This window comes from Streptomyces sp. NPDC037301 (assembly GCF_055602785.1).
Genome location: NZ_JBVJWD010000011.1, coordinates 89,076 through 102,895 on the forward strand (window position 1 = coordinate 89,076; position 13,820 = coordinate 102,895).

General features: G+C 69.7%; 11 protein-coding genes. 2 read left to right on the plus strand and 9 right to left on the minus strand.

Annotation, left to right across the window (positions count from 1 at the left end; translation table 11 throughout):
* Positions 1 to 3 precede the first annotated feature (3 nt).
* Positions 4 to 852: a fumarylacetoacetate hydrolase family protein gene (locus ACZ7IB_RS19460; RefSeq protein WP_470913897.1), complete on the plus strand. Its 849-nt coding sequence runs from the start codon at positions 4 to 6 to the stop codon at positions 850 to 852.
* Positions 853 to 880: 28 nt separating this feature from the next.
* Here ACZ7IB_RS19460 and ACZ7IB_RS19465 read toward each other — a convergent pair whose 3' ends face one another.
* The 5 genes from ACZ7IB_RS19465 to ACZ7IB_RS19485 form a co-directional block, all read right to left on the minus strand.
* Complete coding sequence (locus ACZ7IB_RS19465; RefSeq protein WP_470913899.1) at positions 881 to 2,587, minus strand: flavin monoamine oxidase family protein; 1,707 nt, start codon at positions 2,585 to 2,587, stop codon at positions 881 to 883.
* Between the two features lie 48 nt (positions 2,588 to 2,635).
* On the minus strand, positions 2,636 to 3,433 hold the full coding sequence (locus ACZ7IB_RS19470; protein ID WP_470913901.1) for a carbon-nitrogen hydrolase family protein: 798 nt from the start codon (positions 3,431 to 3,433) through the stop codon (positions 2,636 to 2,638).
* A gap of 289 nt (positions 3,434 to 3,722) precedes the next feature.
* The gene (locus tag ACZ7IB_RS19475) at positions 3,723 to 4,178 is read right to left on the minus strand and encodes an Lrp/AsnC family transcriptional regulator (RefSeq protein ID WP_114243475.1); all 456 of its coding nucleotides are present in this window, start codon (positions 4,176 to 4,178) and stop codon (positions 3,723 to 3,725) included.
* 112 nt (positions 4,179 to 4,290) lie between these two features.
* Entirely contained in the window at positions 4,291 to 5,748 is a 1,458-nt protein-coding gene (locus tag ACZ7IB_RS19480) for an aldehyde dehydrogenase family protein (protein ID WP_470913903.1), read from the minus strand.
* Between the two features lie 197 nt (positions 5,749 to 5,945).
* Positions 5,946 to 7,412, minus strand: a complete 1,467-nt coding sequence (locus tag ACZ7IB_RS19485; RefSeq protein ID WP_470913905.1) for a GuaB1 family IMP dehydrogenase-related protein — start codon at positions 7,410 to 7,412, stop codon at positions 5,946 to 5,948.
* 306 nt (positions 7,413 to 7,718) lie between these two features.
* Between ACZ7IB_RS19485 and ACZ7IB_RS19490 the strand changes: the two genes are divergently transcribed.
* Positions 7,719 to 8,741, plus strand: a complete 1,023-nt coding sequence (locus ACZ7IB_RS19490) for a terpene synthase family protein (protein ID WP_470913907.1) — start codon at positions 7,719 to 7,721, stop codon at positions 8,739 to 8,741.
* A gap of 138 nt (positions 8,742 to 8,879) precedes the next feature.
* Here the strand turns inward: ACZ7IB_RS19490 and ACZ7IB_RS19495 are convergent, their stop codons facing one another.
* The 4 genes from ACZ7IB_RS19495 to fmt all read right to left on the minus strand — a co-directional run bounded on the left by ACZ7IB_RS19495 (position 8,880) and on the right by fmt (position 13,486).
* Complete coding sequence (locus ACZ7IB_RS19495) at positions 8,880 to 9,896, minus strand: sugar-binding transcriptional regulator (protein WP_470914124.1); 1,017 nt, start codon at positions 9,894 to 9,896, stop codon at positions 8,880 to 8,882.
* A gap of 152 nt (positions 9,897 to 10,048) precedes the next feature.
* On the minus strand, positions 10,049 to 10,732 hold the full coding sequence (rpe, locus tag ACZ7IB_RS19500) for a ribulose-phosphate 3-epimerase (protein WP_470913910.1): 684 nt from the start codon (positions 10,730 to 10,732) through the stop codon (positions 10,049 to 10,051).
* 314 nt (positions 10,733 to 11,046) lie between these two features.
* A complete protein-coding gene (locus ACZ7IB_RS19505; RefSeq protein ID WP_470913912.1) occupies positions 11,047 to 12,480 on the minus strand; it encodes an RsmB/NOP family class I SAM-dependent RNA methyltransferase in 1,434 nt (477 codons plus the stop codon).
* A gap of 73 nt (positions 12,481 to 12,553) precedes the next feature.
* Positions 12,554 to 13,486, minus strand: coding sequence for a methionyl-tRNA formyltransferase (gene fmt, locus ACZ7IB_RS19510; protein ID WP_470913914.1), 933 nt, complete (start codon positions 13,484 to 13,486; stop codon positions 12,554 to 12,556).
* Between the last annotated feature and the right edge of the window lie 334 nt (positions 13,487 to 13,820).

A 13,820-nucleotide genomic window follows, 5' to 3' on the forward strand; every position in this document is an offset into this window, starting at 1 on the left:
GTCATGCGACTGATGCGCATCGGCGAGCCGGGCCATGAGCGCCCCGTTGCCATCTGCCCCGAGGGCCGTCACCACGACCTGTCCGGCATCACCCACGACATCGACGGCGCGTTCCTCGCCACGCTCGCCGACAATCCGCACCTGATCCCCGCCGAGCCGGCGCTCCCGGAGATCGACATCACGGGCCGACGGATCGGAGCCCCGGTGGCCCGTCCCTCCGCACTGCTCTGCATCGGCCAGAACTACGCGGCCCACGCGGCGGAGTCGGGTGCCGAGCCACCCACGCAGCCGATCCTCTTCTACAAGTCGCCGAACACGGTCGTCGGCCCGTACGACGACGTGCTGATCCCGCGCGGCTCGAAGAAGACCGACTGGGAGGTGGAGCTGGCCGTCGTCATCAGCCGTCGCGCCTCCTACCTGGACTCGCCCGCCGACGCCGCCGCACACATCGCGGGCTACGCCGTCAGCAACGACGTCTCCGAGCGCGCCTTCCAGCTGGAGCAGTCGGGCGGCCAGTGGTCCAAGGGCAAGAGCTGCGCCACGTTCAACCCGCTGGGGCCGGTGCTGGTGACGGCCGACGAGGTCGGTGACCCGCAGCAGCTGCGGCTGCGCAGCTATGTGAACGGGGAGCCGAGGCAGGACTCCAGCACCGCGGACATGATCTTCAGCGTGGCGCATCTGGTGCACCATCTGTCGCAGTATCTGGTGCTGGAGCCCGGCGACGTCATCAACACCGGTACTCCGCAGGGTGTGGCGCTGTCCGGCCGCTTCCCCTACCTGGGTCCGGACGATGTGATGGAGGTCGAGATCTCGGGCCTGGGCCGGCAGCGCAGCGTCTGCCGGCCCGCGTGACACCGAACAGGTCCCGGACCGACCGGTCTCAGTCCTCCGGGAGTTCGACCGGGGCGATGTCGTCGAAGACATCGCCGGGGCCGGGGTTCGTCGCATCGGTCGCGCCGCCGAACTGGGTCATCACACCCCACACGGCGTTGAGCGCGGTCTGTACTGCGCCCTCGGCCCATCCGGCCGTCCAGGAGATGTCGTCGCCCGCGAGGAAGAGTCCGCGCTTGTCGGCGGGCAGCCGGTCCTGCATGAAGTGGGTGAACAGCCGCCGCTGGTAGCGGTAGTGGCCCGGCAGATTGGCCTTGAACGCGCCCATGAAGTAGGGCTCGTTCTCCCAGGAGACCGTCACCGGGTTGCCGATGATGTGCTTTCTGATGTCGACGTTCGGGTAGATCTCGCCGAGCGACTTCAGCATGACCTCCATACGCTCGTTCGGGGAGAGCGGCAGCCACTTCAGGCTGTCGTCGCACCAGGTGTACGAGAGGCAGATGACGGCCGGCCTGTCGGGCCCGTCGTCGAGGAGGTAGGTGCCCCGGGTCATCCGGTCGGTGAGCGTCATCGACATGGTGTCCCGCCCCGTCGGCACCCCCCTGTCGTCGACGGCCTTGTCCAGCCAGAACGGCCGGTCGACCGGGACGAACAGCTTGGACGACTCCATGTAGTGGGTGCGCTCCATCGCCGTCCAGTGGTCGATCGGGAAGAGCGCGTCGTCGCAGTCGATCTTCGAGAGCAGCAGCCAGGACTGCCCGGTGAAGATCGCGGCGGGGTAGGTGCGTATGTCACCGGTGGCGTCGGTGACGGTGATCCGGTTTCCGGCGGTGCGGGTCAGCCGGGTCACGGCGGGGCGCGGCTCGCCATTGTGCAGCGAGGACAGTGACGTGCCGAGCGGCCAGTGGACGACCTTCTGCGGTTCGCGGTCCCAGATCCGCAGCGGGAGCTGCTGGCTGCCGCCGACGATGCCCCGGTGGTGGTCGTCCGCCTCGGTGTAGACGACGCGCAGGATCTCCAGGATGGAGTTGGGGAAGTCGGTGTCCCAGCCGCCGGTGCCGAAGCCGACCTGGCCGAAGATCTCACGGTGCCGGAACGACTTGAAGGCGTCGGAGTCGCAGAGGAATCCGTAGAAGGTCTGGTTGTCGAGCTTCTGGACGAGCTTCGCCCAGATCTCCCGGATGCGGGGCACATCGCGTTCGCGCATCGCGCGGTTCATGTCGGAGAAGTCCGCGCCCTCGTCCAGACACCGGTTCCAGGCGTCCATCACATCGCGGTAGACCTGCGGCAGATCGGCGATGGTCCGCGCGTAGTGCGACTCGCCCTTGAGGTCGACGACGGTCGACGGGGTGGCCGGGGAGAGCGGGTTGGGGAACGGCTTCGTCTCCAGGCCGACCAGATCGATGTAGTGCTGGAGAGCGGTGGAGGACGGCGGGAAGCGCATCGCGCCCATCTCCGCGGTGAGTTCCGGATCGCAGCCGTCGAATCCGACCGTGCGCAGCCGGCCGCCGATCTCGTCCGCTTCGTAGACGACGGGCTTGAGCCCCATCTTCATCAGCTCGTACGCGGCGACGATGCCGGAGAGCCCGCCGCCGATGACGGCGACCTCGGTGCCGTGCTCGGTCGCCGGTATCTGCCCGATCCCCGCGGGGTGCGCCAGGAAGTCGTCGTACGCGTAGGGGAAGTCCGGCCCGAACATGGTGATCGGCTCAGCCGCGTCGGTGTGCTGGACGGCGTTGGGCACCGTGGACGTCATGGGGTACGGACTCCTTGCGCGAAAAAAATGGAACGAGGGGTGGCGGGCTCAGACGAGGGAGCCGTACAGACCGGGGCGGCGGTCGTTCAGATACGGGTTGGCGGCACGCGACGCGCTCAGGAACTCGGGGTCGACCTCACCGATGACCAGTTCCTCGCCGCGTCCGGCGCGGGTGCGGACGGTGCCGTCGGGACCGGCCAGGCAGCTCAGCCCGACGAACTCGAACTCGCCTTCCGGGCCGGTCCTGTTGACGTACGCCACGTACATCTGGCTCTCGAACGCGCGGACCGGTACGACGGACTCGGCGACGAACTGGAAGGGGTGCATCTGCGCGGTGGGTACCAGCAGCAGATCGGTGCCCGCAAGGGCGTGCGAGCGGACGTTCTCCGGGAACTCGACGTCGTAGCAGATCATGATCCCGATGTGTACGCCGTCCAGCTCGGCCTGGACGACAAGCTGCTCGCCCGGGGTGAACCACTCCTGCTCGAAGCAGCCGAAGAGGTGGGTCTTGCGGTAGTTCGCGAGCGCCGACCCGTCCGGCCCGATGAGCTGCGCGGCATTGAAGATCTGCTCGCCCGCGCGCTCCGGGTAGCCGTAGAGGACCGCGAGCCCGTGCCGTGCGGCGATCTCGGCGACGGCCCGGGCAGAAGGCCCGTCCGCCGGCTCGGCCAGCCGTGGCACGTCGGCCCCGATCGCGTACCCGGTCAGGAACAGCTCGGGACAGACGAGAAGCCGAACCCCGGCATCCGCCGCCCGCCGTGCGGCTCCGTCGAGCACCTTGATGTTCTCGTCCACATGCCCGGGTCGTCCGGAGCTCTGGAGCAGGGCGGTTCGCAACGGCGGCATGGCTGACCTCGGGCGGTGCGGGCGGGGCGGGGACGTATCGACGGTACGGTCCGCCACTCGAACCGGACAAGGCACGACCGTTGCGCGTACACCGTCGATCCATTGCGCGCCGACGGCCTGTGGCGGCGATTCATTGCGCTTGACGTCTCTGCAGGTCAAGCAGGTGACGCAGGTCTCAGCCCGACACCTCGTCGAAGACCCGCAGCCGGGGTATCACCGGCCCGCCCGGTAGCTGTCCAGCCCGTCCGGCGATTGAGGACAGGGCGGCCGCCGGGCGCAGCCCGGCGCCCTACTCGGGCGACCCCGACGAGTACCGCCGCAGCAATGGCGACAGCACGAGCACGGACTTCGTCCGCTCCACATACGGCTCGCCCGCAATCCGCTCGAGCACCTGCTCGAAGTGGCGCATGTCCGCGGCGAAGACCTGCACGATCGCGTCGGCCTCCCCCGTCACCGTGGAGGCCGACGCGATCTCCGGATACCGCGCAAGCCCCTGCTTGATCGCCTCCGGCGACGTATTGCGGCTGCAGTAGATCTCGATGAACCCCTCGGTCTCCCACCCCAGCGCCGCCGGGTCCACCCGCACCGTGAAGCCGGTGATCGCGCCCTCGGCGCGCAGCCGGTCCACGCGGCGTTTCACGGCGGGCGCGGACAGGCCGATGAGCGCGCCGATGTCCGCGTAGGAGCGCCGGGCGTCTTCGGCGAGGGCGTGGACGATGCGTTCGTCGAGGTCGTTCAGGCGCACTTCGGGCGGTTCACTTCTCTGCGATGGCCGGCGTCGGGGGCGGCAGGGTGCCGCCCCCGAAGTAGACCACGGCCCCGCCCCGCGGGGCGCGCTCACCGCATCCGGTGACCGGTCAGAACGGGAACTGCGAACGGCCGTGCTGCACCGAGATCCACTTCTGGGTGGTGAAGGCCTCGATCATCGATTCGCCGTTCAGCCGGCCGAGGCCGGAGCTCTTCTCGCCGCCGAACGGGACGATGGGCTCGTCGTGGACCGTGCCGTCGTTGATGTGGATCATGCCGGTGTGGATCCGCTGCCCGATCCGTACGCCGCGCTCGATGTTGCCGGTGTGCACCGCGCCGCTCAGGCCGTACGGGGTGTCGTTGGCGATCCGTACCGCCTCGTCCTCGCCGTCGAACGGCACGAGGAGCGCGACCGGCCCGAAGATCTCCTGGGACAGGACGGGGGAATCCGCGGCCAGACCGGTCAGCACGGACGGGCTCACCAGATTGCCGTCGGCGCTGCCGTGCAGCAGGGCCGTCGCGCCGGCCTCGACGGTCTGGTCGACGAGCGATGAAATGGCCTCGGCCTGCGAGGAGTTGATCAGCGGGCCGATCTGGGTCTCCGGGTCGGCCGGGTCCCCCACCCGTAGCGAAGCGACCTTGGCGACGAACTTCTCGGTGAATTCCTTCTCCACCGAGCGGTCGACCAGGATCCGGTTCGCGGCCATGCAGACCTGGCCCTGGTGCACGTACCGGCTGAAGACGGCCGCGTCCACGGCGTAGTCCAGATCGGCGTCGTCGAGGACGATGAGCGCGCTGTTGCCGCCGAGTTCGAGCACGGCGCGCTTGAGGTTCGCCGCGCAGACCGTGGCGACGTGCCGTCCCACCTTGTCCGAACCGGTGAAGGAGATGACCTGCGGAATGGGGTGCTCCAGCAGTGCGTCACCGATCTCCGCGATGTCGGTGACCACGACGTTCAGGAGCCCGGCCGGCAGCCCCGCCTCCTCGAACACCTTCGCCACCTGCGTGCCGCCGCAGACCGGGGTGTTCTGGTGCGGCTTGAGCACCACGGCGTTGCCGAGCGCCAGGGCGGGGGCGACCGACTTCAGCGACAGCAGGAACGGGAAGTTGAAGGGGCTGATGACACCCACGACACCGACGGGCACCCGGTAGACGCGGTTCTCCTTGCCCTCGGTCGGCGAGGGCAGTATCTGCCCGGAGGGCCGCAGCGCGAGCTGGATCGACTCCCGCAGGAACTCCTTGGCGAGATGCAGCTCGAAGGCCGCCTTCAGCCGGGTGCCGCCCAGTTCCGCGACGATCGCATCGCCGATCTCGGGCTCGCGCTCCTCGACGACGCGCAGCGCCCGCTCCAGCACCAGCCGGCGGGCGTACGGATTGGTGTCGCCCCACGCCCGCTGGGCGGCCTCGGCGGACCGGTACGCCTGGTCCACCTCGTCGGCCGTGGCGACCGTGATCGAGGCGAGCTTCTCCCCGTTGTACGGATTGAAGTCGATGATGTCCCAGGACCCCTTGCCCGGCCTCCACTCTCCGTCGATGTACTGATGGGCCAGGTCGGTGAAGAAGGACATGAGATCCCTTACCACAGAGAGGCGGGCAGCTGATTGCGCTTCATATTACTTACATCTCAATGGGGTTGGAGCGGTTCACCATGGTATCCGAGGGCAGGAATCGGACATCCCCGAGCCACGCGAGGGCACCCGGAAACGCCGTTGCCCCTCACGGCACGAACGGCCGTGAGGGGCAACGGTGTTGCGGGATCTCGGAATCAACTCCAGCTGGCGTGCAGCGGCTTGCCCTCGGCATAACCGGCGGCACTCTGCACCCCGACGACCGCCTTCTCGGCGAACTCCTCCAGGGAGGCCGCTCCGGCATAGGTGCAGGAGGAACGGACGCCCGCGATGATCGAGTCGATCAGGTCCTCGACGCCGGGCCGGGCCGGGTCGAGGAACATCCGCGAGGTGGAGATGCCCTCCTCGAAGAGCGCCTTGCGGGCCCGGTCGTACGCCGACTCGTCCGACGTACGGTTCTTCACGGCGCGCGCGGACGCCATGCCGAAGGACTCCTTGTAGAAGCGGCCGTCGGCGGACTGCTGGAGGTCACCCGGCGACTCGTACGTACCGGCGAACCAGGAGCCGATCATCACGTTGGACGCGCCCGCGGCGAGCGCCATGGCGACATCGCGCGGGTGACGGACGCCGCCGTCCGCCCAGACGTGCTTGCCGTACTTCTTCGCCTCGGCGGCACACTCCAGGACTGCGGAGAACTGCGGCCGGCCCACACCGGTCATCATCCGGGTGGTGCACATGGCGCCGGGGCCGACACCGACCTTGATGATGTCCGCGCCGGCCTCGACGAGGTCGCGCACACCCTCGGCGGCGACGATGTTGCCCGCGACGATCGGCACCTGCGGGTCGAGCGCCCGGACGGCCCTGACCGCGCTGATCATGGACTCCTGGTGGCCGTGGGCGGTGTCCACGACGAGCGTGTCGACGCCCGCGTCCAGGAGCTGCTTGGCCTTGCCGGCCACATCGCCGTTGATCCCGACTGCGGCGGCGATCCGCAGCTTGCCGGCCGCGTCGGTGGCGGGCGTGTACAGGGTGGCGCGCAGTGCGGCCTTACGGGTGAGGATGCCGACGAGCCGGCCGTCCGCGTCGACCGCGGGGGCGAGCTTGCGGTGGGCGCCGTCGAGCTTGTTGAACGCATCGCGCGGGTCGATGTCCGCGTCGAGCAGCACCAGATCCCTGGACATGACCTCGGAGAGCTGGGTGAAGCGGTCGACACCGGTCAGGTCGTGGTCGGTGACGACACCGAGGGGCCGCTGCTCCTCGTCGACGACGACGCCCGCGCCGTGCGCGCGTTTCGGCAGCAGGGACAGGGCGTCGGCGACCGTCTGGCCCGGGGCCAGCACGATCGGCGTGTCGAGCACGAGGTGGCGCGTTTTCACCCAGGAGACGACATCGGCGACGACGTCGATCGGGATGTCCTGAGGGATGACGACGAGCCCGCCGCGGCGGGCGATCGTTTCGGCCATCCGGCGTCCCGCGATGGCCGTCATGTTCGCGACGACGAGCGGGATGGTGGTGCCGCTGCCGTCCGGCGAGGAGAGGTCGACACCCTGACGGGAACCGACCGCCGAACGGCCCGGAACCATGAAGACATCGTCGTACGTGAGGTCGTACGGGACCGAGGGGGAGTCTGTGTAGCGACCAGTGCCGGGCTCAAGAAAACGCATAACGCTCATTTTTTCATACGAAACGGAGCAGGTCGCTTCCAGGAAGACACAGCAAATGGCCCCCGCGTTCATACGTTCCCCCAAAGGAACGGAACGGGAGTCCCGGGCAAGTGGAACCTGCCTTACCCACGGACCCTACCCGTACGGCATCCGAATCATTCGCGATCATCTTCCCTGGACCTGGTGACAAGCGGTCGGGTAGCTTCAAATCCGCAGGTCCCGTGGGTCACGACTACGCCCCGGAGGAACTGGCGGACGGTCACAACTTCCGTCACACGTACGACCGGAGAGGATCACGACCCACCCGTGGAGAGCGAACTGCCGGACATCTACTGCCCGTTCCCCCAACGGACGAATCCGCACGTCGGGCACACCCGGGCCCACCTCGACAGCTGGATCCGCAACACCGGTCTGGTGCACCGCGATTCAGCCAGGGAGCGCTTCGAGCAAGCGGACTTCGGAGCGTTCGTCGGCATGGTGCATCCGACCGCCGACGGCAAGAATCTCGACCTCGTCGCCGACTGGTTCGTATGGCTGTTTCTCGTCGACGACCAGCTCGACGACGGTCACCTGGGCCGCAGCCCGGAGCGGGTGCGGGACGTGGTCGCATCGATGCGGTCCGTGATCGAGGGCACCGGTACGGGCACCCTGCCGGACGAGGACCTTCCCGCCGCCGTGGTCGCCCTGGTCGATCTGTGGGAACGGACGACGCCGACCGCGGCCGCGCACTGGCGCACCCGGTTCGGCCGGCACCTCACCACGTATCTCACGACGGCCACCACCTGGGAGGCCGGGAACCGGGCCGCAGGGGTGGTGCCGTCCGAGGAGACGTACATCGCCAAGCGTCGCCACACCGGCGCGATACATGTCTGCATGGACCTGATAGAGATCGTGGCCGGGATCGAGGCTCCCGAGTCGATCCACCACGATTCCCGGTTCATCACCGCGCTGGAAGCGTCGTGCAATGTCGTGTGCTGGGCCAACGACGTGTACTCGTACGAGAAGGAGCAGGTGCTCGGCGAGATCCACAATCTCGTCCATCTGGTCCGGCACCACCGCGGTTACGGCAAGCAGCAGGCGCTCGAACACGTCTGCGCGGAGATCGCCACGGAGACGGAGCGGTTCCTCACCGCCGAGGCCGAACTGCTGGCCGTGTACCCGCAGCTGTCCTGGATGCTCACACCGTACCTGGACGGGATGCGGAGCTGGATGCGCGGCAACCTGGACTGGTCACGGCAGACCCCCCGCTACAACCCGGCCGATGTGAGCCAGTACGAGGAGCCGGAAGAGTACCTGGAGGCCACGGTCCTGGGCGTGGCCCAGAACTGAACCACCGGACTCGTCGGTCAAGGCCACTCAATCGCCGGGCGGCAAAATCAAGCCCGTCCGGCGGTTGAGGACACAGCGGCCACCGGGCGGCCCCGGCAACAATCACCGCAACCACCGCTGCCCGCCCCCGGCACCCGCTTAGACCCCGTCCGGATCCGCCCGCTCCAGCGCCGGCCGCCGCGGCGCCGCCGACTCGGTCAACAGATAGTCGGCCGCCGCCGTATCCGTCACCAGGCTGGTGACGAGCCCGGACCGCAGTACCGCCCCGATCGCCGCGGCCTTCCGCTGGCCGCCCGCGATCGCCACCACCTCGGGGATGCGGCGCAGCCGGTCGGCCTCGACCGTGATGCATCGCTCCCCCAGGTCCCGGCCGACCCGCCGCCCCTCCGTGTCGAAGAGGTGCGCGGACATCTCGGCGGCGACGCCGAGCGACGCGTAGTGCGCCCGCTCCTCGTCCGTGAGCATGTCGTGGACGGTGGAGATGCCCGGCTCCCAGGAGCCGATGGACACCGCTGCGACCGTCACCTTGTCGAAGTACTCGAAGGCGCGGGCGATACCGGTCTGATGGCGCAGCGCGGCGGCCGTGGCCGGGTCGGGCAGCAGCATCGGCGCGTAGATCGGGTGGGCCTCACCGCCGGCCACCTGGGCGGCCCGCCGGACCGCCTCGACCGAGCCGCGCTCGGCCGTCCCGGCGTCGTACACCCCGGTGAGCTGCACGACCGTGCACGGCGGCAGCCGGTCGAGCGCCGCCGCCATGTGGATGGTGGACCGGCCCCAGGCCAGGCCGAGCACATCGCCCTCGTTCACCAGTTCCCCGAGAAGCTCCGCCGCGACCTCACCCAGGTTCTCCGGGTCCGGTGCGTCGTCCTGCTCCTCCGCCGGAGATTCGACGACGACCGCGTGACGCAGCCCGTAGCGGGCCCTGAGCGCGTCGGAGCGCTCGGCGTCCAGCTCGGCGGGGACGCGGATCTCGATCCGTACGAGGTCGCGCTCAAGAGCCGTCTCCAGGACCCGGGCCACCTTGAAGCGGCTGACGCCGAACTCCTCGGCGATCTGGATCTTCGACTTTCCTTCGAGGTAGAAGCGACGGGCCATGGCCGCCGCCTGCACCAGCTCCGCGGGCCCCATCCGCAGGGCGGACCGTCCCGCCGACATTGCAGACACCGCGATCTCCTCACTGCTGTTCACACTCTCGATACGCCGTTCATCCTGTCAGATCCGGCGATCCTTGATCGGTCCTGTCGGACCGCGTTCATCTGCCCTTGGCCGGGCCGACCTGTAATCGGAGGCCGGAGCGGGTTCCGGCTTCAGTGGCGGCACGCCCAGGCCGCCGAGGCGGTGGCCGCTTCCGCCTTGGCGCGCAGGGCGCGCACCGCTTCGGCCGGGTCCTCGGCCCCGTACACCGCCGAACCCGCGACGAAAACGTCCGCACCGGCCTCGGCGCACCGCTCGATGGTGGACTCCGAGACGCCGCCGTCGATCTGGAGCCACAGTTCGAGGCCGTGCTTGGAGATCAGCTCACGGGTGCGGCGGATCTTCGGCAGCATGATGTCCAGGAAAGCCTGGCCGCCGAAGCCCGGCTCCACCGTCATGATCAGCAGCATGTCGAGTTCGGGGAGCAGGTCCTCGTACGGCTCGATGGGCGTCGCGGGCTTGAGCGCCATGGAGGCGCGGGCACCCTTGGCCCGGATCTCCCGCGCCAGCCGTACGGGGGCTGCCGCGGCCTCCACGTGGAAGGTGACGGAACCGGCGCCCGCCTCGATGTACTGCGGTGCCCAGCGGTCCGGGTCCTCGATCATCAGATGGCAGTCCAGCGGAGTGTCCGTGGCCCGGCTCAGCGATTCCACGATCGGCACGCCGAGGGTCAGATTGGGCACAAAGTGGTTGTCCATCACATCGACATGGAGCCAGTCGGCACCTTCGACTGCCTTCGCCTCCTCGGCGAGACGGGCGAAGTCGGCGGACAGGATGCTGGGGTTGATCTGAGCCATGTGCCAAGCCTGCCATGTTCCGCGCCACTTCCCCGCCCTGGTGCGGGCCAAAGCCTCACGGGATCATTACAGTTCGCGGAATCCAGGCCTCCCGGCCGTGCGATACGGGCGTTTCAGCCCGCGTCGGGCCCTTCGGGGGCGGTACGGGGCCCTGAGGCGGTGGGCCTACTGCCGACAGGCGGCCAAGGGCCTTCTGCCAACGGGCCGGCACCGAATCCGGCGGGCGGCCGGTCCCGGCGGCGGCCAGTACCCGTGCCGGTCGCACGTGCCTCGGACCCTGACCGCCTGCCGGTCTCGCGCGGCCCCGGCCTGCCTCAGGCGGTCCGGCGCAGCAGTGCCAGGTACATCGCGTCGGTGCCGTGCAGATGCGGCCACAACTGGACGTCGGGACCGTCGCCCAGCGCGGGCACTCCCGGCATCAGCGGGCGGGCATCGACCCACTCCGCATCGGCCGGCGGGCCGCCACGCCCCTTGAGCACGTCCTCGACGACGACCCGGGTCTCCGCAAGATGCGGTGAGCAGGTCGCGTAACCGACGATGCCGCCGACCCGTACCGCCTTCAACGCCTCACGCAGCAGACCGCGTTGCAGCGGTGCGAAGCTCTCCAGGTCCTCCGGGCGGCGCCGCCAGCGCGCCTCCGGGCGGCGGCGCAGCGCGCCGAGGCCCGAGCACGGGACGTCCATCAGGATCCGGTCGAAGGTGCCGGGCTGCCACGGCGGGCGGGTTCCGTCGGCGGTGATCACCTGGTACGGGCCGGGGTTGCCGGCCAGCGCGCGCGCTACGAGGCGGGCCCGGTGCGGCTGCTTCTCGGCGGCGAGCAGGGCGGCACCGCGTCCGGCGGCGAGTGCGCCGAGCAGGGCGGCCTTGCCGCCGGGCCCCGCACAGCCGTCGAGCCACCGGGTGTCGCTGCCCTCCAGCGGTGCGTTGGCAAGGGCGGCGGCAACCAGCTGGCTGCCCTCGTCCTGGACCCCGGCCCGGCCCTCCTGCACGGCGGTCAGCGCGCCGGGCTCGCCGCCCTCCGCCATCCGTACGGCGTAGGGTGACCAGCGGCCGGGCAGGCCGTTCTCGTCACCGAGGGCGGTGAGCAGTTCGTCGGTGGTGGAGCGGCCGGGGCGGGCGACCAGGGTGACCTCGGGCCGTTCGTTGTCCGCTTCGAGGAGGTCCTCGATCCCGGCACGGCCGCCGCCCAGTGCGTCCCAGAGCGCGGACACGACCCAACGCGGATGCGAATGCACGACCGCGAGGTGGTCCTCGGCGTCCTCGTCGTACGACGGGGCCACGCGCGCCACCCAGCCGTCGAGGTCGTCCGCGGAGACCTTCCGAAGCACGGCGTTGACGAACTTGGCCCGCCCTTCGCCGAGCACCACACGGGCCAGCTCCACGCTGGCGGAGACCGCCGCGTGGGTGGGGATACGGGTGCCGAGCAGCTGGTGCACGCCCATGTTGAGAACATCGAGGACCGGCGGGTCGACCTCGCGCAGCGGCCGGTCGATGCAGGCCGCGACGATCGCGTCGTACGTCCCCTGGCGGCGCAGCGTCCCGTAGACCAGTTCGGTCGCCAGCGCCGCGTCCCTGTTGTCGAAGTCTCCCTTGGCGCGGGCCTTCTTCAGCAGAGGAGGAAGGACGAGGTTGGCGTACGCATCGCGTTCGTCGACGGCCCTGAGCGCTTCGAAGGCGAGGAACCGGACGGGGTCCTTCTTGGGGCGGCGATGCGGCTTGGCGGGACGGCTACGCTGCTGGTCGTTCACGTGAAAGGTGCTCCGCTGATGGTGAGGGGGCGAACCCTCCCAGCGTACGTCGCCGCCCCGGCCCGGGATTCCGCTAGATCCCCATCAGCTCGCCGTGGACGATCCGCACCCCGCGGGCCCAGTCCGCGGCCCGCATCGGCTTCTTGCCCTGCGGCTGGACCCAGAGCAGTTCGACGGCGTGCGAGCCGGTGCCCACGTACACATTGTTCTTGGCCGCCGACAGCTCGCCGGGCGCCAGATCGGCACGGTCCAGCACGGGCACCGCCTGGATCACCTTCAGTCGCTCCCCGCGGAACAGCGTCCACGCCCCGGGGGCGGGAGTGCAGCCACGCACCACCCGGTCGACCCGCAGGGCAGGGGCGGACCACTGCACCTGGGCGTCCTCGACGGTGATCTTCGGCGCCAGGGTGACGCCCTCGGCGGGCTGGGGTACGGCGTGCAGCGTGCCGTCCTCGATGCCGTCCATGGTCGCGACGAGCAGCCCCGCGCCCGCGAACGCCAGCCGGGTGAGCAGGTCACCGCTGGTGTCGGTAGGCCGTACCTCTTCGGTGAGGACGCCGTACACCGGGCCGGAGTCGAGCCCCTCCTCGATCAGGAAGGTCGACGCACCGGTCACCTCGTCCCCGGCCATGATCGAGTGCTGTACGGGGGCCGCGCCGCGCCAGGCGGGCAGCAGCGAGAAGTGGAGGTTGACCCAGCCGCGGGCGGGCACGTCGAGCGTGGTCTTGGGCAGCAGCGCTCCGTAGGCGACGACCGGACAGCAATCCGGGCCGATCTCCCGCAGCCGCGCCAGGAAGTCCTCGTCGCGCGGCCGGGCGGGCTTGAGCACCTCGATCCCGGCCTCCTCGGCGCGCTCGGCGACGGGGCTGGCGACCAGGCGGCGGCCTCGCCCGGCGGGGGCGTCGGGCCGGGTGACGACGGCGGCCACCTCGTGCCGGTCGGAGGCGATCAGGGCGTCCAGGGCGGGTACGGCTACCTCGGGGGTGCCTGCGAAGACGAGCTTCATGGGTGGCTGACTGCCTCTCGGGCCGAAACGTACGGTGACGAGCAACGCATAAGACCGACCGGCAAATGGGGGGTGGGAGAAGGAGCGGGGCTGGGCGCGTGCAGCTGCAAGGCGGAGGATCGATGCATGGCGGAGCCATGGTGAGTGACGACAACGCCGCAGATGTGCGTGCCCAGCCCCGCGACGCCGCCCCCCATTTGCCGGTCGGTCCAAGTCTATGGGCCGGGCGACCGGGGGGCGTACGCATGACTGCGCGCCCCTTGGATATGCACATGCGCCCCTGCACCGTGACCAGATCCCCGGCTGACGCGTTGGTCAAGAGAGATTGACCGAA

What these genes read in the sequence shown, in the direction of transcription:
- ACZ7IB_RS19460 (WP_470913897.1), top strand. Translation starts at nt 4, where the DNA reads ATGCGACTGATGCGCATCGGCGAGCCGGGCCATGAGCGCCCCGTTGCC.
- ACZ7IB_RS19465 (WP_470913899.1), bottom strand. Translation starts at nt 2,587, where the DNA reads ATGACGTCCACGGTGCCCAACGCCGTCCAGCACACCGACGCGGCTGAG.
- ACZ7IB_RS19470 (WP_470913901.1), bottom strand. Translation starts at nt 3,433, where the DNA reads ATGCCGCCGTTGCGAACCGCCCTGCTCCAGAGCTCCGGACGACCCGGG.
- ACZ7IB_RS19480 (WP_470913903.1), bottom strand. Translation starts at nt 5,748, where the DNA reads ATGTCCTTCTTCACCGACCTGGCCCATCAGTACATCGACGGAGAGTGG.
- ACZ7IB_RS19485 (WP_470913905.1), bottom strand. Translation starts at nt 7,412, where the DNA reads ATGCGTTTTCTTGAGCCCGGCACTGGTCGCTACACAGACTCCCCCTCG.
- ACZ7IB_RS19495 (WP_470914124.1), bottom strand. Translation starts at nt 9,896, where the DNA reads ATGTCGGCGGGACGGTCCGCCCTGCGGATGGGGCCCGCGGAGCTGGTG.
- rpe (WP_470913910.1), bottom strand. Translation starts at nt 10,732, where the DNA reads ATGGCTCAGATCAACCCCAGCATCCTGTCCGCCGACTTCGCCCGTCTC.
- fmt (WP_470913914.1), bottom strand. Translation starts at nt 13,486, where the DNA reads ATGAAGCTCGTCTTCGCAGGCACCCCCGAGGTAGCCGTACCCGCCCTG.